Genomic DNA, 18,661 nt, shown 5'->3' with positions numbered 1-18,661 from the left:
ATCCAGAGGGATGAAAGCCTTACCAGGAAGTTATTTCGGGCATTTCAGCCCTATTTCGTTCCTGAACGAATCGCACTGATGGTAATTATTTTAGTCCCAAGCGATCGCTCTGTCTCATTCAGGATATGTTTCGGGCGATCGCCATTTGTCAACCCCCCAGTTATCAAAATATTTTATGCGATACATATATTAGATTTATACTTGTGATCCGAATTCCGCCCGAAATGGGAAAAACGGCGGCTCGATCGCGTCGAGATCAAAAACCCTAAATTCGCCCGGTTCCTCTGTCGCCTCATCCCCACCCAATGTCCGTTTGAGCGGGATGTGAAAGTTTGGGGCCGCGTCTTATTTCACATTCCCCCCCTGTGCAAACTTAATCCCCTTTACGAAGAATTGGTGGCATTGCGATTTCGCGCCCTCTGCTACCTCGCCGACGAATGTGGCGAAGATATCGGTGCCTATATCGGCGGTTGAATGGGTTGAACAAGCTGATTTGGTGGGCATTGCCCGCCTTATTTTTTAGTAGGAGTCTGTTGGGTTCATGCATCAACCCAACAGACAAAAATTGTCGCCTATTCGACCGCCCCCAATGCTTTTAGGGTGGCTTTTTGGGCATCGCTCAAACCCGTTACTCCGGCGATATTCGCACCTTCGTAAGGTCTGGGAACTCTCAGCGTTTTGAGACAGTCTCCCGTTTTGAAATTCCAGAGTTTGATCGTCTCATCCGCACTGCTGCTGGCAAGGGTTTCACCGTCCGGACTAAAAGCAACCGCCACAACCCAGCTTTGATGACCGTTGGCTAAAATTTTGCCATCAGAACTCAAAGAAACTGCTTTAACTCGCCCATTATGTTTTCGATGATTTGCCATAATATTACCCTTTTTTACATCCCATTGCAGATTGTGGAACAATTCAATAATGTATGACAAGCCAGTGTTGATTTTCATATCTTTCCAGCATCATAAACCGATCGCAACAACCCTCCCAACCCGCCTCTTCAATTCCCACGGGGCAGAATGTCGAATACATCATTCATTATTAGCTCTATCTTTACCACAATTAAAAGTTGCGATCGCCCCCCACAACAAAGAAGGCGATCGCGAATCCTATCAACCCTAAGAATCTCCCTCACTGGCAAACGTCGGCGCCGGAATCATCGCGCTGATGCGATCGGCCAGCCGCGAGAAGGGCAAACTCTGAATCAACACCTTACCCGGCCCCGTCATCTTTGCCAAAAATAAGCCCTCGCCGCCGAACAAAGCGTTCCGAAAACCGCCGATAAATTGGATATCGTAGCGCACCGACGGCGAGAATGCCACCAAACATCCCGTATCCACCCGCAGGCTTTCTCCCGGTTGCAGCGTCTTCTCGATCATGGCGCCGCCGGCTTGCACGAACGCCATGCCATCCCCTTTTAATCGTTGCAGGATGAACCCCTCGCCGCCGAAGAAACCCGCCCCCAATTTCTTCGTGAAGGCGACGCTGATATCCGTGCCGCTTGCCGCGCACAAAAACGCATCCTTTTGACACAAAAATTCGCCGCCGATCGCCCCCAAATCGACCGGGACGATCTGCCCGGGGGAGGTCGCCGCAAACCCCACCCGCGATCGCCCGTTTCCCCCGTTCACGAATGTCGTGATAAAGAAACTTTCCCCGGTAATCATGCGCTTAAAACCGGAAAATAAACCGCCCCGGCCCATTCCCGTCTGCATCTGAATCCCGTCTTCCATATAGGTCATCGTCCCGACTTCGGCCTGCACGCCTTCCCCCGGGTCGAGTTCGATTTCCACCAACTGCAAGTCATTTCCATAGATTTTATAATCGATGACGTCTGCCATAACTTCCCTCCGATACTAACTGTTTTTTATCTACAATAGCGAGAAGCCATAATTCCGGATTAATTCCTCCATTCTGGCTTCCGAGATCTAGCATTTCTCAAACGGGTGAGGTCTGGGCGAGGGTTCAAAGTCCCCCTTTTTAAGGGCACAGCCGTTTCATTCTCGGTTAAAAATTGTCGAGGATAATGGGGGATCTCCTCCGTTCTTCAATCATTCAATTCGCCGAATTGTTTCAACATCTCGACGATCGCCCGATCGGCGGTGGTGGGAATCGCCGTTTTGAGCCCGGTTTCAGTTTCCCGCAGCCACCACCCCGAAGCCGTCTGGGGCGATCGCCACAGATCCAGATGTTCCACCCCCGGATCGGCGTAGAAACTCTCATTTCCCCCTCCCAAAAGCCGGGAACTGTCGTGGGTAAAGCGATCGTGGCTGACGCGGTAGGCGGGAAAATCCCCCCCCAGCGGCACCCCCCAACCATCCACGGCGATCGCACCCTTCACCCGTCCCCCCGAGTGCCGCCACAACGCGGAGACGGCGATCGCGGCGACGACGCCGGCACTGAAGCCGATCCATACCAATGGTATCCCACGGCGATCAGAAAGATTCGCCTCCAAAAACTGCCAAAGTGCGATCGCCGATACCGGAGACGATCGTTCCGCCGGAAACACTAACGGAGGTTCCCGCCAGTCCGCAGCCAACCCCGCCAAAAACTCGTCGGTGAGGGTGCGATCGTGGAAACCGGGACAAATCACTGTAACCATAAGGATGTGGGGACAAATCGGAGGAATGTTAGAGGGCGGAAATATAAACGGGAATCTACAATTTGATATTAATATCGGGTCGTTTCAGACTATTGATTTGAGGGCGAAGGCCCTTCGCCCCTACAATTCCCGACGCGATCGCATCAACAACGTTTGCCTGTTGCCTCCCCGACTCCCGACTCCCGACTCCCGACTCCCCCCTTCCCCCATCCCCCCCCTGGGGATGTTAAGGTATAGACCAGGGTGGCATTCATACGATCGCCACTCCGGTTCATTGCTCAGACAAGAGGACGAAGACGTGGTAGCAACTCCCGAAAAAATTCAGAATCCGGATGCCCAGTCCGGCGATCGCCCCGCCGAAGATCGGGTGGCGGTGTTGCTGATGGGTTACGGCGAGGTGGAAAGTTACGAGGATTTTGCCAATTATAACGAACAGGCTTTGAACCTGCTGACGGCGAAATTCGCCCCCGTCCCCACCTGGATCTATCCGCCCCTGGCCAAGCTGCTGGCCGTTTTTGACCTGCACGAGTGGAAACACGATCACGGCAACTTCATCTCCCCCCACAATGCCATCTTCGAGCGGCAGCGGGCGGGAATCGAAGAAAATCTCCAGCAAAGATGGGGCGATCGCGTCAAAGTCTTCAAGGCGTTCAACTTCTGCGCCCCCTTCCTCCCGGAACAGGTTTTGGCCCAAATCCAAACCGAAGGCTTCGACAAGCTCCTCATTTACCCCCTCCTGGTGGTAGACTCAATCTTTACCAGCGGTATCGCGGTGGAACAGGTCAACAACGCCCTGGCGCAACTAGCGGACGACAAGAGCCACTGGATCACCGGCCAGCGCTACATCCCCTCTTTTTATAACGAACCCGCCTATATCGACCTGACAGCGCGGTTGGTGGAAGAAAAAATCGAGGAGGAATTAGCCGTCGCCCACCTGCCCTCCCAGACGGGAATCGTGCTGATGAACCACGGCTGTCCCCACAAAGCCAAGGGCTTCACCTCGGGAATCGACGAGAGTCAGGCCCTTTACGAACGGGTGCGCGAAAAGCTGATCAACCGCTTCCCCCTAATTTCCGTGGGTTGGCTGAACCACGACACCCCCCTGATCGAGTGGACGCAACCCAACGCCGAGTTGGCCGCTCAAAATCTGATGGAATTGGGCGCCACGGCGATCGTCTTCATGCCGATCGGATTCGCGACGGAAAACCACGAAACCCTGTTGGACGTCGAACACATCATCGAGGCGCTGCGGCGTCGCCGTCCCGATGTCACCTACGTCCAAATGGCCTGCGTCAACGACCATCCCGAATTCTTGCAGATGGCCGCAGAGTGGGCGAACCCGCAAATCGAAGGGCTGTTGAATGAAACGGCGTTGGCGGTGAATCCCTCCCTGGCGGCGGAACAGGCGAAAGCCTCTCACAGCCACAGCCACGACCACGACCATCATCATCATCACGACCACGGCCACAGCCATCACCACCATTAATCATTGATAATTGATAATGATCAATTGTCGGGAATGGGAGCATCTCGCTCCCTCTTTTTTTATAAATTTTGTTCGGACAAATCCCCTCTCCGTGTCCTCTGTGCCTCTGTGGTTAAATGATCATATTTCATAATAAAAATCGGCAACTTTAACAGCCGGTTTGCCAGGTGGGAGAGGGCGAATTTGACCTGGAGGGGGCGGGGTAAATTTTTCCAGGCGATCGCGGCAAATCCCAGGCGGCGATAATATTCCATCAACCCCCGTCCCACGCACTCCAAATACAGCGGTTCGGGGGACTCGGCGATCAAATGTCGGGTCAAAATCGTTCCCAACCCCCGATTTCGCCACGACGCGGCCACCACCAAACTCCCCAATTCCCGGCAATTCTTGAATTCTCGCAGTTGTCCGCAGGCGATCACTTCCCCCTGCCGTTCGATCGCCCAAAACTGTCGCCAGCGGATCTGGGTGGGGTCGAGTTTGGCGCCGAATACCAGGCGGCGAATCGGCCAGATATCCTCCGGGGTGGCTTTTCGGAGGGTGAATTCCGGGGGGAGTTGGGAAGGGGGGTCGGACATGGTGGGGTTAACGCTCGAATTTGGAGTCCGGGTCCAGTTGCCAGCGATCGCTGTCCCGTTCATCCATTTTATCCTTGATGTGCAACGGTTCGCGATCGGGCATTTCCACCCCCGCCGGTTTCGCCATACTGTCGATATCGTGCTGTTCGTCCGTGGGTTGGGGGCGGGCGAATTTGTCCTCGTCCACCGCGTGTTGAATTTCGGACGCATCGGGCGTCACTTTGGGATCGAGGCGTTGTTCTGGCTGGGGATTCATGAGCGGATGACTCCTATTTTAAATTGCTTCAATCTATTATAAAACTTAGATTTGAGATGCCGGAAAAAGCGACATGATTTAACCATAAAATTCAGAACTTATCATGAATATGCTTCGATGTCGTCCCCCGAAAGATAGATTGATCCTTGTCTCCTATCAATTAAAATGGTAAGCTGATAAAAATATCGAAAATTTTACTCGGGTCAATGCTCGATCGCCTCTAGGATTTGAGGCCGACAACAAACCGTGTCGCTCGTACAGATATTGATTTCACACAAAAATTGTAAAATTAATTGATGTCTTCCAAACCCCAAGCGAACCAAAAATATGTTTTCCCTTACTCAAAAAACGTCGAGACAGCGAGAAATTTTAGAAGTCGTCTTCCGCAACGGCTGGGACTATATGCGGGGTCTGTTGACGGGGGGCAAGTCGGGAGAACCCAGGCTGCCATCTCCGGACGTCCTCCGCAAAATTTTGATCGAGTTGGGTCCGGTGTATGTGAAGTTAGGACAGCTTTTGTCCACCCGCCCCGACTTGCTGCCGGGGAGGTATGTGGACGCTTTGACGGACTTGCAGGCGAACGTCCCGCCGGTGGATTGGGGGCAGATCGAAACCCAACTGCGGCTGCAATTTTCTCAGCCGATGGAGGAGATTTTCAGCCGCGTCGAAACGGAATCGGTGGCGGCGGCTTCCATCGCCCAAATTCATCGGGCGACCTTAAAAAATGGCGAGGAAGTGGCGTTGAAAATACAGCGTCCGGGGATTGAAACCATCGTCGATCGCGATATCGAATTAATTACCGGACTGGCCGATTTGGTGTCGGGGACGGATCTCGGCGAGGATTACGATATCGTGGCGATCGCGGACGAATTTACCAAAGCCCTCAAAGCCGAGTTAGATTTTACCACAGAAGCGCAATATACCGACCAACTGCGGAAAAACTTATCCGAAAGCCGCTGGTTTGATGCGGAAAAATTGGTGATTCCCAAAGTTTACTGGGAATTGACGACGCCGAATTTATTGGTTTTGGAATGGTTGGACGGGGTGCCGCTGTTGTTATCCGAACCCTCGAAAACCCAGTCCGATCGCGAAGATCCCCGGCGAACCGAAATCACGACGTTGCTATTTCGCGCCTTTTTTCAACAAATTTATTTGGATGGTTTTTTCCACGCCGATCCCCACCCCGGAAATATCTTTTATCTCCGAGACGGACGGGTGGCAATTTTGGACTGCGGGATGGTGGGACGAATCGACCCGCGCACCCAGCAAATTTTGACGGAAATGCTGTTGGCGATCGTCGATATCGACGCGCAACGCTGCACCCAACTGACTTTGGAATTGGCCGAATCCGGGCAACCCGTGCGGCTGGATCGGCTGGAAAGTGATTACGACAGTATGTTGAGGCGCTATTATAATCTCAGCCTTTCCGAAATCAATTTCAGCGAGGTCTTTTACGAGATTTTGCAGATTTCTCGAAATAATAAAGTTCGCCTCCCCAGCAATATGGGATTGTACGCCAAAACTTTGGCAAATATGGAGGGAGTCGCTCGCAGTTTCAACCCGGAAGTGAACCTGTTAAACGAGATCAAACCGCTGATGACGGATCTGTTTCGCCGTCAATTGTTGGGCGACAATCCTTTACAAACCTTTCTGCGGACGGCGTTGGACGTGAAGAGTTTGTCATTGCGATCGCCCCGCCAGGTGGATCTCCTCCTCGATCGCGTCACCTCGGAAACCCTGAAATGGAACATCACCATCCCCGAATTGAACAGCCTGCAAAATCGCCTGGACGACGCGGCGAACCGCCTTTCTTTTAGCATCGTGGTGGGGTCGTTAATTATGGGGGCGGCGGTCGTCTCCACGGGGGCACAAACGCCCCAACTCTCTTTGGTTAGTAATATCCTCTTTGCGGCTGCTTCTCTGGTGGGATTGTGGCTGATCGTGAGCGTGTTGCGATCGGGCAATTGGCGGTAATATATATCAAACCTGATAATTGACCACAAAACGTCTGAGATCGAGGGAGTCGGGAGTCGAATTTTTCATCTTTCCCCCCGAATTCTCTATCCTCTCAATGTCCGAGCAATTCACCGGATCTGATAATAAAATCCGATAAAACCCCCGTAGGGGCGCAAGGCTTGCGCCCTATTTCCCAGTTTAAAATTGACGCGATCGCCCCGTCGAACTGCGAGGGAGGGCGAATGCCATTCGCCCCTACATACCTGTTTCTTTCCCCCTGTTTAATTTTGCCGATCGCCGATTACCGACCGTCACAACAACCCCCGATAGCGGATAAAAATCAACACCGCCGCCCAGGAGCCCAACGCCACTTTGACGGCGACCAAAATATTGAGGACGGGGAGAATGCCACCGCTGACCAAACCGCCCAAGTTTCCGTGGGGAAATTCGAGCCCGAGCAGGGTGATCGCCGCCAATAAAATAAAAATGAGGACGGATACTTTTTCCCAGGTGGAAACCTTCCACCGCTGATAAATGCCCTGCATCAACTCCGGTGGCGAGGTGATGGCGATCAAGCCGATCGCCGTTCCCCCGGCAACTCCGGCGGCAAACCCCCCACCCGGACTCAAATGGCCGCGGATCGCCAGTTCGATACTCACCATCGCCGCGATGGTCGCCCCCAGGCGGGAGAGGACGATGGAGGGTTGGTCGGTGAACTGGTACACTTGACTGAGCGGGTGTTCGTTTGCCATCAGGAAATGACAGCCCATGATGGCGATGGTGAAGACCACCACTTCAAAGATAGTGTCGTAGAGCCGATTTCGGAAAATAATCCCCGACACCGCGTTGGGGACGCCACTATCCTGCACCACCAATTCCGCGATCGCCGGTCCGGTCCAGTCCGCCGCGGGATTGGAGAGGATCAGCATTTTGATATAGAGGGCGATTCCTGCCGCGATATAAATGAGTTTCATCTAATGTTTTTCCTTTGAATCTGCCGGATTGAGATAGGTCAAAATGGTCGCGTTGCCCGGAACTTCGGCTTTCATGATGTCGTAGAGCCGTCGCAGCCGGACGGTGGTTTGATAAGACGGGTTTTTGATGTCGGCGGATAGGGACGGGTGCTGGGGTTGTCCCACACAAGTGCCGTGCACTTCCTTTTCCGCCAGAGCCCGATCCAACTCTTCGAGATCTTTAAATGGAACCAATTCCAAACGCATATAATGTTGTCGAAAAACGGTTCGGAATTCCTCCATCAGTTGCTCGAAGGGGTGTTCGCGATCGCCTTCCGCCAGCTCATCTTTGAGAACCCCCAGACGCATCACCAGCGACGATCGCACCGCCACCGCGTAGAGCATGATCGCCAACATCGTCCCCACCAGAGCCTCCGTCAGCGCCACGTCCGCCGCCCCCATAATCGCGTACACCAGAGCCGACACCGCCCCCAATATGCCGCGAAGGACGAGGGCGTGGTAGGGGTTGACTTGAAAGACGACCATTCCCGCCGCCAGGGGCATCAAAGCCGTGATAAAATAAATGTAACTATCGTTCATTTTCCTCCGCTCCGCTGCTCGAACAGTAGGCCAAAACGTATCCCAGCACGGTGTTCCAAATCGCCAGGGAAATCATGGCGAGAATCAGCAGGGGCCATTCGCTGGGGATCTTGAGGAGCAGTCCGGCGACGATACTCATGGAGCCGAGGGTATCAGCCACCGAAAGGCTGTGCAATTTGAACAGCACGGAGCGATCGCCCACCAGCGGCCAGGTTCCCCAAAACCAAAAGACAATTCCCAAACCGATACAAAAATAACTGATCGCGTCAACCATAGTTTCTCAATTCAAAACGTCATTCATTCGTTTGAGGATTTGAGCCAGCAGCATCAGGGCGGCATTTCCCACGCTCAGGATGATCACCCCCACCACGCCGATCATCCAATCGTCTCGGAGTACGGAAACGACCAAAATCATCACCGAGGTTTTGGTGGCGATGCTGGCAAATGCGAGCACCTTTTGCCAGATATCTTGATCCTGGCAGGCCTCGTAAATGGGGATGAGCAAAGCCACGATCATCAACATCAAAACCGCGTTCATTTCCGTTTCCTCCGTTTGACCCAATGCACTTCGTACCAGCCCTGTTGGTGATATTTTAAAACGATGGTTTTGGGGGTAAAAGTAATTAAAAAGATATCCAAGAAAATCAGCCCGGGCGATCGCTGAGGTTTGACCCGCTCCATCGTGGTATCTTCATCTTTGTGGGGGCGGAGGATGATCTCGAAGGCTTCAAAATAGGCCTGGGGAATCGCCCGCAGCGTCTCCCCCAACGCCCGCATCCAGTCCCGCACGGGGCTCGGGGCGGTGGCGCTGTGGGGCAGCAGCAGGGCGACGGCGACGCCGATGATGATGTTGGTCGAACTCAGGTCGGCGGTGAGCAGAAACCAAATGGTCAGCCGTAAGATAATATCCAGATATCCGATCATGGTGTCACCCTCCACAATACGAGCCAGAACAGCAGGATCAACATGAGACTCATCATGCCGATGAGGTGTTCGAGTTTTTCGAGGACGCGGGGGAGTCGGAGCGCGACATCCCGGAAAACGGCCCAGTAGGCCAGCCAGCCGAGGCCGATGGTGCCGAGGGATTTGAGGACCGTCGGATTCGCCACGGCATAACCCGGGTAGTAGAGGCCGTTGGCCAGAACCAGGGCTGCGATCGCGAGGGCGGCGGCGAACCAGAACCCGGGGGGGATCGGCTTTTGAGGTCCCGATTCGGGGCGGCTGCGGTGGGGCAGAAAGATGAATTTGGCGAAGTAGGTGGCTGTCCCCACCGCGGCGACGTTCATGGCGATCGCCTGCCAGGGCTGCAAGTCTTTCAGGGTCAGCGCCTTGGCTCCGAAGCCGGCGAACAGGGGAAAGCCGGAGATGGACAGACTGGCCGCCAGGATGACGAACCAGAGGCCGGTCGGCATCGGGCGTCCCCGGAGTTCGGAAAAGTTGCGGCTCGGCAAGCTCCCGGCGCTCAGGAACAGGGTGGATTTGACCAGGCCGTGGGTGAGGGCGTAAAAGCCGCCCGCCGCCGGGGCGACGAGGATGAAGCCCAGTTGGGAAATGGTACTCCAGGCTAACATCCGCTTGGCGTCGGTTTCAAAAATGGCGTAGGCGGCCCCCAACAGGGCGGTGGCGACGCCGAAGATCCGGATCGCCCCATCGAGTTCGCCGGCGATGAGGGCCAGCCGCACCAGGGGAAAGACGCCGGCTTTGACCACTACCCCCGACAGCAGGGCGGATACCGGGGTTTCCGATTCGGAGTGGGTCAGGGGCAGCCACAGTCCGGAGACAAACACCCCCCCTTTAGCCAGCAATCCCATCAGGATCAGGGCGATCGCTTCTGGGGGGGACTCCTGCACGCCCTCGAAGGCGAAGGAGTGGTTGGCTTGGTAGACCAGGGCCACCCCCACCAGGTAGAACAGCATGGCGGTGTTGCTGACGAACAGGTAGCGCAGGGCCACCCAGATGGAGCGATCGGTGCGGGGGTAGGCGATCAATAAAAATGCCGCGATGCCGAGGACTTCCAGGGCGACGTACAAACTCAGCAAATCCCCGCAGATAAAGGTGGCGTTGACGCTGCCGTGTAATATAATCGCTTGGATATAAAAAAAGGCGCTCTTCCCCTGCCCCCAGCAGTAGAGGATGACTGCCGCCGTTACCAGACCGTTGGTCAGGATCAAATAGCCGCTCAATTCGTCGGCCACCACCGTCACCCCGAAATTGTCGAGCAATTTCAGGGTTAATGGCGACGAGTTGAACAGCAGTTGCAATCCGTAGGCTCCGGAAAATATGGCGACTCCCAGGGTGAGGTATCGGTCGAGTTTGGGGAACAGATAAATACTAAACCCCACAAATAACGGAAGCGCGATCGCCGCGATGGTCAGGATAGTCATGGGGTGTTGTTTTTCTCGATCTCGTTGCTTTCTAAAGTGGGGTTGTCCCGCGCCAGCTTCATCACGCCGACGAGCATCAGCGCCTGGATGGAAAAGCCGATCACGATCGCGGTCAAAATCACCGCCTGGGGCACCGGATCGGCGTAGGTGCCGTCATTTGTTGCCGTTCCAATAATCGGGGTGAATAAACCCTCCCGCGACGCGACGAACACGTAAAAGGCGATCACCCCCGTGCTCATCACATCCATCGAGACGATCTTCATCACCAGGTTCTTTTTAAAGATAATGCCGAAAAATCCGCACATTACCGTTGCGAATATGAATGACTCTAACACGAGATTTATGGATTCGGTATGGGTTAATCCTTGATTATATTGAAACTTTACCGGATTTAGCGCCGATTTGTAAAGAAAATCTAAATGCGACTCGATGATGTACCCGACCCCCTGTAATCTGGGTGACGGTCGGAGTGCGGCGGAGCCGGGGTCTGTCCGGGCTGCGGTGGCGGGTACGGCGGGGTTTTGAAGAGGTCGCGATCGCCCCCACCCGAACCGCCGGGATGGCACAATTCAACGGATCTGGAAAAAGGGTAGAGATTATATCACAATTTTGTGGGATGTTCTGCCGGATATGTAACCGATCTGCGGATCGAGAATATTTGACTAAAAAAAACTTTAAATCTATTAGGAATTGGCGACCGGGTCGGGAATGGGTAATGGGACTCTCTATTCGACGGCGGGCAACCGGAGACGGTCGCCCGCTACGGAAGTCAAAAATCTTCCCGATTCCCTCGGAATCTGAGATTATCGACGGCCGAAATAACCCCGATAAGCGTTGTAGGTTTCGTCGTCATAACAGACAAAAATCACCCGTTCCAAAGAGCGCGGCTGTTGCAGCAAAAGCGGGGGCAGCAAAAATCGACTGGTCTCCCACAGCCCAGTTTCGATCGCCTCCCGCATCGGACAGCCCGCAATCCCGCCGCCGAGGAGGGGAAATGCGACGGTTTTCAGGTGTTTTTTTTCCGCCAGAATCAGGCTATTTGAATAACACTGACTCAAGATATTTTGTGCCTCCTGGCGACCTTGTGCCCAAATTGGAGTGACAGTGTGAATGACGTATTGGGCGGGCAGGTTGTAACCGGGGGTGATTTGGGCTTTTCCCGGGGCACACCGGGGCAGGCGATCGCAGTGTTGGCGGAGTTCGGGCCCGGCGGCGGCGTGAATGGCCGCGTCCACCGCCCCCCCGAAATAATCCTCTCCGGTGGGGTTGACGATCGCATCGACCTGCTGTTGAACGAGATCGCCTTTAATCACCTGAATGCGATCGCCCAACGGCATCAAATTTCGTGTGATATAATAATTGGAACTCCCGGATTGATGGTGGCTGCGCTGCACGTTACGAGATTCGTAAGAACCCCGCTTGCTGGCTCGGTACAGCATCTCCGGGTCTTCGCTTTCGATTTCGAGATCGAACTCATCTAAAGAGGCAAATTCCTGTGCGATTGCCATCGATTTTGGAGCCATACAATGCAGGGCATCTCGGGTGTCTTGCAACACTCGTTTGGAAGCCGCATAATCTCCCCGTTTCGCGTGTCGCATCGCCTCCACTTTCGCCCGCGCCGCCATCATCAGCGCCACCGGCTCCCGGACGGTATCGTTAAAGGGAAATTCCTCCAACTCGGCCGACGACACCGCCGGCAATTGTAAGGAGGCCCGCAGGGTTTGCCGTTCGGGGCGATCGGGGTCGTCCCAAGACAGGCGAAATCCGCACAATTCTTGAGATTGGGAAGTCGGCGGAATTTTCAGGCGCAACACCACGGAAAAGGGGTTGCCCATCACCAAATTGGGCAGTTTATATTCCCCCTGCCGCGTCAGTTCAAAATCGTTGAAAACGTCGGTCAACTCCACATCCCCCCGCAACTCGACCCGCAGCCGGACCTCGCGCCCAATCGTCGCCATTAACCCCTGCAATTCCATGCCGAAAATGTCGGGGAGTTGTTCGGGAGATTCGATGTAGTAATAGTTGCCGTCGCCGCGATCGGCCATCGCACTCAACAGGTCTTCGTTGTAGTCGTCCCCGACTCCCATCGTGGTGGTGCTGACCGCCCGTTTCGCCAGTCCTTTGACATCGGAGGCGATGACGTCGGGGTTGGTTTCGCCCACGTTCGCCAAGCCGTCGGAGAGCAATATCACGCGGTTCAGGTGTCGGGGGTCGAGGTGTTTGCTCACCTGCACCCCCCCTTCCACCCAACCGGCGTGGAGGGCGGTCATGTTGCGGGGTTTGACGCGGGCAATTTTCTGGAGAATTTGGGCTTTGTTGGCGGCGGGGGTATTTTCCACCACGGTTTCGATGCGATCGTCGTAGATGGTGACGCTGACGCGATCGCTTTCCAACAATTGTTCGACGGCGTAGCTGGCGGCTTGGCGGGCGTAGGCAATTTTTTTGCCCCCCATGGAACCGGACCGGTCCAGAACCAAACCGATGTTCAGGGGGGGACGTTCCAAGTTGTCATCCGGGTCGGGGGGGATGATTTTGACGATCAAATCCAAATTGGTGGGGCGATCGGATGCGATCGCGTCCTGGAGGGGAACGAATTCGATGCGAGGAGCGTTCATTTTGGCGACCTCCGATGAGTTGAGAGGATATGGGTAATTAATTGGATCAAGTTTTGCCGTTCATGCAGGGAATTCGGATAGTTGAAATCCTCCCGGACGTGCAGTTCCAAACCCGGTAAAATTTCGATCCGCTTCCAACGGGTGGACCGGCGATCGGGACTCGGCGACGGCGGGACGGTGAAACCTTTCAAATTGTCCTGGGTTGGTTCGGCGATCGTCACGGATTGACGGCGCCTGATTTGTTCGAGAAATCCCAGGGCGGGGTTGGCGGCTTCCACCGTCAGTTGCACGCCCCCTTCCAGGAGGGCTTCGAGTTCGGTGTCGGTTTTGGAGACGGCCAGATCTCCGATCGCGCTGGCCCCGTAGCCCTCCGCCAGCAGCCGCCGGACCAGCAACACCTGCAATAAATGGCGGTAGGTGTAGACCGCATACCGCCCCGATTTCAGGGGTTCGTCGAGCCGTCCCTGGCTGGTGTAGTGGCGCACCAGGCGGGGGGTGACATCCTCCCGGATGCGGGTGTGCGCCCGCTGAGTGGGCAGGAATTGGGGCAACAACTCGTTCGCCACCGCCACCAATTCATCGAGGGACCAACTCGGATCGTTTCCGGCAACCTGTCGCAGTGTCTTCATGGCTCCATGCTAACTCTGACAATTTAAATTGTCAATATCAATGCGAGTTGTAATTTTTGGGGTGTAGGGTGTAGGGTGTAGGGTGTAGGGAGTAGGGAATCTAAAATCCCGACACCTTCCACCCCACACCCGACACCCCGATCCCCCGACGTTCCCGGAAAAATTGGGTCAGGGCGATCGCGTCGGCGGGGCGGGAAATCAGGTAGCCCTGGCCGAAGTCGCAGCCCATCGATCGCAGCAGGTTCCACTGTTCCCGGGTTTCGATCCCTTCCGCGACGAGGGTCAGATCCAGGCTGTGGGCGAAGTTGATCGTCGCGGCGACGAAGTTCCGATCGCGGTCGTGGCGGGTGATTTGGTCGATAAAGGAGCGGTCGATTTTGAGGGCGTCCACGGGGAAGTTTTGCAGGCGGGACAGGGAGGAGTGGCCGGTTCCGAAGTCGTCCACGGAAATGCCGACGCCCATTTCCCGCAGCCGGCCGAGGCGGTCGGCCACCCACAGGGCATTTTCCGCGATCGCGCTTTCGGTGACTTCGATTCTCAGGTTTCGACTCGACAAACCCGTCTGTTGGAGAATGGCGCCGATCTCCGCGACGAGTTCCGGCTGGGCAAACTGCAATCCGGCCATGTTGACGCTGACCGTCGTGCGGCGATCGAGCCAACCCCCGGCCAGCCAATCCCGCATCTGGCGGCAGGCTTCCCGGAGCACCCATTCCCCCAGGGGGACGATCAGCCCGGTTTCTTCGGCGACGGGGATGAACTCGACGGGGGAGATCCAACCTCGGATGGGGTGCTTCCAGCGGACGAGGGCTTCGCAGGTGACGATCTCGCCGGTGACGAGGGAGACGACGGGTTGGTAGTGCAGGTGCAGTTCCCCCCGGGCGATCGCGTGGCGGAGGTCGTTTTCCAGTTGCAATTGGGACAGCAAATTGGCGTGCATTTGGGTGTCGAAAATGGCGTAGCAATTTCGACCCCCATGTTTGGCCCGATACATGGCCAAATCCGCCCCCCGCAAAATGTCGGCGGTCTGTTCGTAGGGGTGTCGGGTCACGGGGTCGAAATTGAGGGCGATGCCGATGCTGGCGCCGAGGGAAAACTGTTCTCCGTGTACCTGAAACGGCGGTTTGAGACAGTCGAGCACCCGTTCGGCCATGTCGGTACTTTCCGAAATGCCGCCGATGTCATCCACCAAAATCGCGAATTCGTCGCCCCCGAGTCGGGCCAGCATATCTCCGTCCCGAAGACACTGTTGCAGTCGCTGGCTCACCTGAATCAACAGCAGGTCGCCGGCGAGGTGTCCCAGACTTTCATTGACGATTTTGAAGCGATCTAAATCGATCAACAGAACCGAAAAGAGTCGCTTTTGACCCGTGCGAGTCCGTTGCAGGTTGGTCAGCAACTGCTCCATGAAATGGGCGCGGTTGGGCAGTTGGGTGAGGGAGTCGTGAAAGCTGTTGTAATGGAGTAGGGCTTCGGCTTCTTTGAGTTCGATCGCCTGTTTTTCGATATCTTGTGCGAGTTTAAAGTTGAGTTTTTTGAGGGCTTTATAAGCCGTCGTCAGCCGTCCGGCAAGGGAGGATATCGGATGATTTTCGGCTACCTCCGTCTCCGGTATGACGAGGAAAACTAACCAATTCAATCCCCGACTGTCTCGGCAGGGAAAGACATCGACAAATTGACTGTTACCGTCCAATTTAAAATTCAATTGATGGTCGCCGTCGATATTTTTTAAGTGACCGAATTTTTGCAGGACGTGGCGGGCGGTTTCTTCGATCGCCCGATCGCCGCAGCTTTCGGCTTTCAACCGCACATCGCGATCGCCGTTTTTCGCAAAAGGCTGGAAACATTTGGAACTCGTCACCAACATCCCCGAAGGTTCGACGATAAAGGTGGTTCCCGCCTGGGACAGTTTGAACCGGTCGAGTAACTGGCCGATGTAGGACAGGGACAGATCGCAGCCGAGAACCCCGAGCAATTTTCCCGCCTCGTCGTAGGCGGGCAGAACCGCCATCAAACCGAATTGAACGGCGACGCAGTTGGTGTATTTGTAAACCGGACTCCAGGTGGCTTGACCGGCTTTTTTGGCGATTTGATACCACTCGCGATCGCGGGCGTCGTAGTTTTCATGGTGGCAGATCGGGGGGGCGCGGCGATCGCCGTTCGGGTCGAGTCGATAAAAGAATTTGTGGGGGGAAACTCGGCTATTTTTGAGTTCTAAAGTGGGCGACCCATCTTCGAGTCGCGTAATTCCCACATAATCTCCCGTCTCGGCGGCGAAGCCGACGGTACTGACGGTATCGAAAATCTGAATTTGTTCCCCAAAATGCCGTTGCAGGTCTGGCAAAGCGGAGGAGTTCAATTGGCCGAGGCGAAGGGCACTGGCGTTAATTTGATTGACTTTGTGAGGGGTGTCGAGGTACGCTTCGAGTTCCCCGAGGATGCGAGTGGCAACTTCGCGGTGTAACTGCGTGACGAGAGCCAGGATCGCCTGTTGCAAGTCGGTGAGAAAGTTGGATTCCATAACGGCACATTTCCAAGCCCGTGAACAATCGGTATTTTTTCGGTTGTGAGTGAGTGAAGTCTCGGGAGTTGCGTGCGGATAACGCCGAGGTCGTTTCAGTCCGGCGGTTCCCCCACTGACCGATGCGGAAATGGGATGGGTGTTAAGAATTGTAAAATTAACATATCTCGGACCCCGGGGAAAATGACAAATACTTTTCTCAATGTTAGCCCAAGTGCAAGTGATGTCAAAAACTTGCGAACCAACAGTCGCGGGGCGATCGCGAAAACGCCGCGATCGCTCCATTCCAGTCCGGACGAGAGATTTGTTTGATCTGACCGACGATATATCAATTTTAAATAGGGTGTCGGTTGTGGGGAATCGGGATCAGAAATTTTTCTTTTCTCGTCCCTCCGGCTTCCCCACTCCCCCGCCCCCAGTCGCGGCTAAACGGCCCAAGTTGCCAAGTAAGTATCGTCGCCTCCGATCGCATTAGAATTGATAGCCCCGGCAGTGGTGGCGACATCCGGTTGAGTCACCGTTCCAAAAATCACGGCCCGGCCGTCGCGAACGGCGAAGGAATTCACCGCCCCTTTGGAACCGTCCGCATCGCCGGTGGCGGTGAGCGGCGTCCAGAATTTTCGCACGGTGTAATCGGCGGAAACTCCCAAAACTGCCATCTCTCCCAAAGTATAGTTTCCGACGGGTTGGCCGTCGATGGTTTTGCCATCCCGATTTTGCAGGGTGGCGGCTGATGAACCGCCGATGTAGACATTTCCGAATTCATCTGCGGCGATGGATTCGGGGGTGAAACTGTTGGCATTGCCGCTGGAAAGTCGGGTGACGATAAATTGACCCCGTTCGATATTTCCATTGCTTTGATCGATCTGGGCGTGGAAGGTGAAGGAACCGGAACCCGCCCCCGAAAAGTTCGTGTACGAGTCAACATTGACCAGGGTCGCCAAGTTTTGGGTGATGTCTTGGCCGTCTCGCTGGAAGACATTATTTCCGCCGTCGGTTTTTCCGAGGAAATACAGTTCGCCATCTTCCCCGAAGGTGATGCGTTCGCCGCGGGTGTCGGCCCCCAACCCCTCCCCGGTGACTTGTGAGGCCGTGTAATCCCAGGTGTTCCAGACTTGGGCGAGGGAGGTGTCGAAAGCCCGCAGGAAGGGCGTCTGCAAGGTGCTGCTGACCTGGTTAAATCCGGTGACGTAGATGCCGCTGCCGTCGGGGGCGATGGCGATATCCGCCGGACGGATGTCAGTCCCGGACAGGGTGGCGGTGGCGAGTTGGGTTCCCGTCGGACTCCAGAGGGTGACGGTATCGGTGGCTTCGGTGAGGGTTGCTACCGTTCCATTATTAGCAATTGAAACGCGATCAAAGGTTCCGGCTCCGGACCACAAAACGCTGTTGGCGGTACTCTCATAAACTTTAATTCCAAAATCGCCTGCGGCGACGATTTCACCGCTGTCGCCGTCGATATCCAAGTCGCCGACGCTGCCCCCCACAGGGGTGGTCGATAACAGCATCGTACCATCTTGCAGGCGTCGGATCTGACCCGAACCGTCAAAATTTCCCCCGACAATTATCGCGGAATCCACCGGAGAAATGACCGTCGCGGCGGCGGTATCATCTCCCGCTGTCCCCAAATAGGTCGCCGTTGCCAGCTCTAAATTCTCGGTGGAATCGTTATCGACAATTTGCAAAGTGGCGGTATTTTGGGTTCCCAAGATCGCCCCTCCCGTCAGATTTTCGAGACTCAGGTTAAGGCTTTCTGTCGGTTCAAAAATGCTGTCATCGACAATCGGAATTGAGACGGTTTTTGGAGTCGTATCTCCATCGGAAAAATTGACCGCGATCGCACCATTTGTATAGTCCGCAGGGGAGATCGCCGAGTCGTCGGTTTGGGTGACTTCCGCACTCACGGCTCCCTCACTTCCCCCGGTTCTTGTCACTGTAATTTCCGCGATCGCATTCCCATCCTCATTGACGCTGAAAGTGGTTCCGCCAAATGCCAAAGTTCCGGCAGCAATGTCGTTATCTAAAATAGTGACAGTTCCCGAAGACTGGGTTCCCAAACTGGCGCCACCCGTCGGGTTACTCAAATTGAG

General features: G+C 55.1%; 18 protein-coding genes and 1 pseudogene. 3 read left to right on the top strand and 16 right to left on the bottom strand.

Features of this window, described 5'->3' with window-relative positions; translation table 11 throughout:
- Positions 1-240 precede the first annotated feature (240 nt).
- Positions 241-474 (top strand): annotated as a pseudogene (locus tag LKE08_RS11100) (Mo-dependent nitrogenase C-terminal domain-containing protein); the annotation flags it as partial.
- Positions 475-572: 98 nt separating this feature from the next.
- Here the strand turns inward: LKE08_RS11100 and LKE08_RS11095 are convergent.
- From LKE08_RS11095 to LKE08_RS11085, 3 genes are all read right to left on the bottom strand, one after another.
- On the bottom strand, positions 573-947 hold the full coding sequence (locus tag LKE08_RS11095; RefSeq protein WP_324704287.1) for a hypothetical protein: 375 nt from the start codon (positions 945-947) through the stop codon (positions 573-575).
- A gap of 168 nt (positions 948-1,115) precedes the next feature.
- Positions 1,116-1,838, bottom strand: coding sequence for a TIGR00266 family protein (locus LKE08_RS11090; RefSeq protein WP_324704286.1), 723 nt, complete (start codon positions 1,836-1,838; stop codon positions 1,116-1,118).
- A gap of 206 nt (positions 1,839-2,044) precedes the next feature.
- Positions 2,045-2,599, bottom strand: coding sequence for a hypothetical protein (locus LKE08_RS11085; protein WP_324704285.1), 555 nt, complete (start codon positions 2,597-2,599; stop codon positions 2,045-2,047).
- A 298-nt stretch (positions 2,600-2,897) separates the two neighbouring features.
- Between LKE08_RS11085 and LKE08_RS11080 the strand changes: the two genes are divergently transcribed.
- Entirely contained in the window at positions 2,898-4,085 is a 1,188-nt protein-coding gene (locus LKE08_RS11080; protein ID WP_324704284.1) for a ferrochelatase, read from the top strand.
- Positions 4,086-4,144: 59 nt separating this feature from the next.
- Here the strand turns inward: LKE08_RS11080 and LKE08_RS11075 are convergent, their stop codons facing one another.
- Positions 4,145-4,660, bottom strand: coding sequence for a GNAT family N-acetyltransferase (locus LKE08_RS11075; RefSeq protein WP_324704283.1), 516 nt, complete (start codon positions 4,658-4,660; stop codon positions 4,145-4,147).
- 7 nt (positions 4,661-4,667) lie between these two features.
- Positions 4,668-4,916 (bottom strand): DUF6335 family protein, encoded by a 249-nt coding sequence (locus LKE08_RS11070; protein ID WP_324704282.1) that lies wholly within the window; start codon positions 4,914-4,916, stop codon positions 4,668-4,670.
- Positions 4,917-5,243: 327 nt separating this feature from the next.
- Between LKE08_RS11070 and LKE08_RS11065 the strand changes: the two genes are divergently transcribed.
- Positions 5,244-6,890 (top strand): AarF/ABC1/UbiB kinase family protein, encoded by a 1,647-nt coding sequence (locus LKE08_RS11065; protein WP_324704281.1) that lies wholly within the window; start codon positions 5,244-5,246, stop codon positions 6,888-6,890.
- 293 nt (positions 6,891-7,183) lie between these two features.
- Here LKE08_RS11065 and LKE08_RS11060 read toward each other — a convergent pair whose 3' ends face one another.
- The 11 genes from LKE08_RS11060 to LKE08_RS11010 all read right to left on the bottom strand — a co-directional run.
- Positions 7,184-7,846 carry a Na(+)/H(+) antiporter subunit B gene (locus tag LKE08_RS11060; protein WP_324704280.1) on the bottom strand — a complete coding sequence of 221 codons (663 nt, stop codon included), beginning with the start codon at positions 7,844-7,846 and terminating at the stop codon, positions 7,184-7,186.
- Complete coding sequence (locus LKE08_RS11055) at positions 7,847-8,425, bottom strand: DUF4040 domain-containing protein (RefSeq protein ID WP_324704279.1); 579 nt, start codon at positions 8,423-8,425, stop codon at positions 7,847-7,849.
- A complete protein-coding gene (locus LKE08_RS11050) occupies positions 8,415-8,699 on the bottom strand; it encodes a monovalent cation/H(+) antiporter subunit G (protein ID WP_324704278.1) in 285 nt (94 codons plus the stop codon). Before LKE08_RS11050 ends, LKE08_RS11055 begins: the two co-directional genes overlap by 11 nt.
- A gap of 6 nt (positions 8,700-8,705) precedes the next feature.
- The gene (locus LKE08_RS11045; RefSeq protein ID WP_324704277.1) at positions 8,706-8,963 is read right to left on the bottom strand and encodes a hypothetical protein; all 258 of its coding nucleotides are present in this window, start codon (positions 8,961-8,963) and stop codon (positions 8,706-8,708) included.
- Positions 8,960-9,349 (bottom strand): Na+/H+ antiporter subunit E, encoded by a 390-nt coding sequence (locus tag LKE08_RS11040; RefSeq protein WP_324704276.1) that lies wholly within the window; start codon positions 9,347-9,349, stop codon positions 8,960-8,962. The genes LKE08_RS11045 and LKE08_RS11040 overlap by 4 nt, the downstream gene beginning before the upstream one ends.
- On the bottom strand, positions 9,346-10,809 hold the full coding sequence (locus LKE08_RS11035; RefSeq protein WP_324704275.1) for a cation:proton antiporter: 1,464 nt from the start codon (positions 10,807-10,809) through the stop codon (positions 9,346-9,348). Before LKE08_RS11035 ends, LKE08_RS11040 begins: the two co-directional genes overlap by 4 nt.
- Positions 10,806-11,144 (bottom strand): NADH-quinone oxidoreductase subunit K, encoded by a 339-nt coding sequence (locus LKE08_RS11030; RefSeq protein ID WP_324704274.1) that lies wholly within the window; start codon positions 11,142-11,144, stop codon positions 10,806-10,808. The genes LKE08_RS11035 and LKE08_RS11030 overlap by 4 nt, the downstream gene beginning before the upstream one ends.
- A gap of 468 nt (positions 11,145-11,612) precedes the next feature.
- Positions 11,613-13,424: a macro domain-containing protein gene (locus tag LKE08_RS11025; protein WP_324704273.1), complete on the bottom strand. Its 1,812-nt coding sequence runs from the start codon at positions 13,422-13,424 to the stop codon at positions 11,613-11,615.
- The gene (locus LKE08_RS11020; RefSeq protein ID WP_324704272.1) at positions 13,421-14,053 is read right to left on the bottom strand and encodes a MerR family transcriptional regulator; all 633 of its coding nucleotides are present in this window, start codon (positions 14,051-14,053) and stop codon (positions 13,421-13,423) included. Before LKE08_RS11020 ends, LKE08_RS11025 begins: the two co-directional genes overlap by 4 nt.
- A 100-nt stretch (positions 14,054-14,153) precedes the next feature.
- Complete coding sequence (locus tag LKE08_RS11015; protein ID WP_324704271.1) at positions 14,154-16,571, bottom strand: EAL domain-containing protein; 2,418 nt, start codon at positions 16,569-16,571, stop codon at positions 14,154-14,156.
- 425 nt (positions 16,572-16,996) lie between these two features.
- Positions 16,997-18,661: Calx-beta domain-containing protein (locus LKE08_RS11010; RefSeq protein ID WP_324704270.1), on the bottom strand; the 1,665-nt coding region annotated here is incomplete at its 5' end.

Origin of the sequence: Lyngbya sp. CCY1209 (genome assembly GCF_035615495.1) — a bacterium.
Classification (GTDB): Bacteria; Cyanobacteriota; Cyanobacteriia; order Cyanobacteriales; family Microcoleaceae; genus Limnospira.
The sequence above is the reverse complement of the archived record's forward strand: the minus strand, read 5'-3'. Positions and strand labels throughout refer to the sequence as shown.

Excerpts from the sequence above, each read along its gene's own strand:
- LKE08_RS11095 (WP_324704287.1), bottom strand. The coding sequence starts at position 947 with ATGAAAATCAACACTGGCTTGTCATACATTATTGAATTGTTCCACAAT.
- LKE08_RS11090 (WP_324704286.1), bottom strand. The coding sequence starts at position 1,838 with ATGGCAGACGTCATCGATTATAAAATCTATGGAAATGACTTGCAGTTG.
- LKE08_RS11085 (WP_324704285.1), bottom strand. The coding sequence starts at position 2,599 with ATGGTTACAGTGATTTGTCCCGGTTTCCACGATCGCACCCTCACCGAC.
- LKE08_RS11075 (WP_324704283.1), bottom strand. The coding sequence starts at position 4,660 with ATGTCCGACCCCCCTTCCCAACTCCCCCCGGAATTCACCCTCCGAAAA.
- LKE08_RS11070 (WP_324704282.1), bottom strand. The coding sequence starts at position 4,916 with ATGAATCCCCAGCCAGAACAACGCCTCGATCCCAAAGTGACGCCCGAT.
- LKE08_RS11065 (WP_324704281.1), top strand. The coding sequence starts at position 5,244 with ATGTTTTCCCTTACTCAAAAAACGTCGAGACAGCGAGAAATTTTAGAA.
- LKE08_RS11060 (WP_324704280.1), bottom strand. The coding sequence starts at position 7,846 with ATGAAACTCATTTATATCGCGGCAGGAATCGCCCTCTATATCAAAATG.
- LKE08_RS11055 (WP_324704279.1), bottom strand. The coding sequence starts at position 8,425 with ATGAACGATAGTTACATTTATTTTATCACGGCTTTGATGCCCCTGGCG.
- LKE08_RS11050 (WP_324704278.1), bottom strand. The coding sequence starts at position 8,699 with ATGGTTGACGCGATCAGTTATTTTTGTATCGGTTTGGGAATTGTCTTT.
- LKE08_RS11045 (WP_324704277.1), bottom strand. The coding sequence starts at position 8,963 with ATGAACGCGGTTTTGATGTTGATGATCGTGGCTTTGCTCATCCCCATT.
- LKE08_RS11040 (WP_324704276.1), bottom strand. The coding sequence starts at position 9,349 with ATGATCGGATATCTGGATATTATCTTACGGCTGACCATTTGGTTTCTG.
- LKE08_RS11035 (WP_324704275.1), bottom strand. The coding sequence starts at position 10,809 with ATGACTATCCTGACCATCGCGGCGATCGCGCTTCCGTTATTTGTGGGG.
- LKE08_RS11025 (WP_324704273.1), bottom strand. The coding sequence starts at position 13,424 with ATGAACGCTCCTCGCATCGAATTCGTTCCCCTCCAGGACGCGATCGCA.
- LKE08_RS11020 (WP_324704272.1), bottom strand. The coding sequence starts at position 14,053 with ATGAAGACACTGCGACAGGTTGCCGGAAACGATCCGAGTTGGTCCCTC.
- LKE08_RS11015 (WP_324704271.1), bottom strand. The coding sequence starts at position 16,571 with ATGGAATCCAACTTTCTCACCGACTTGCAACAGGCGATCCTGGCTCTC.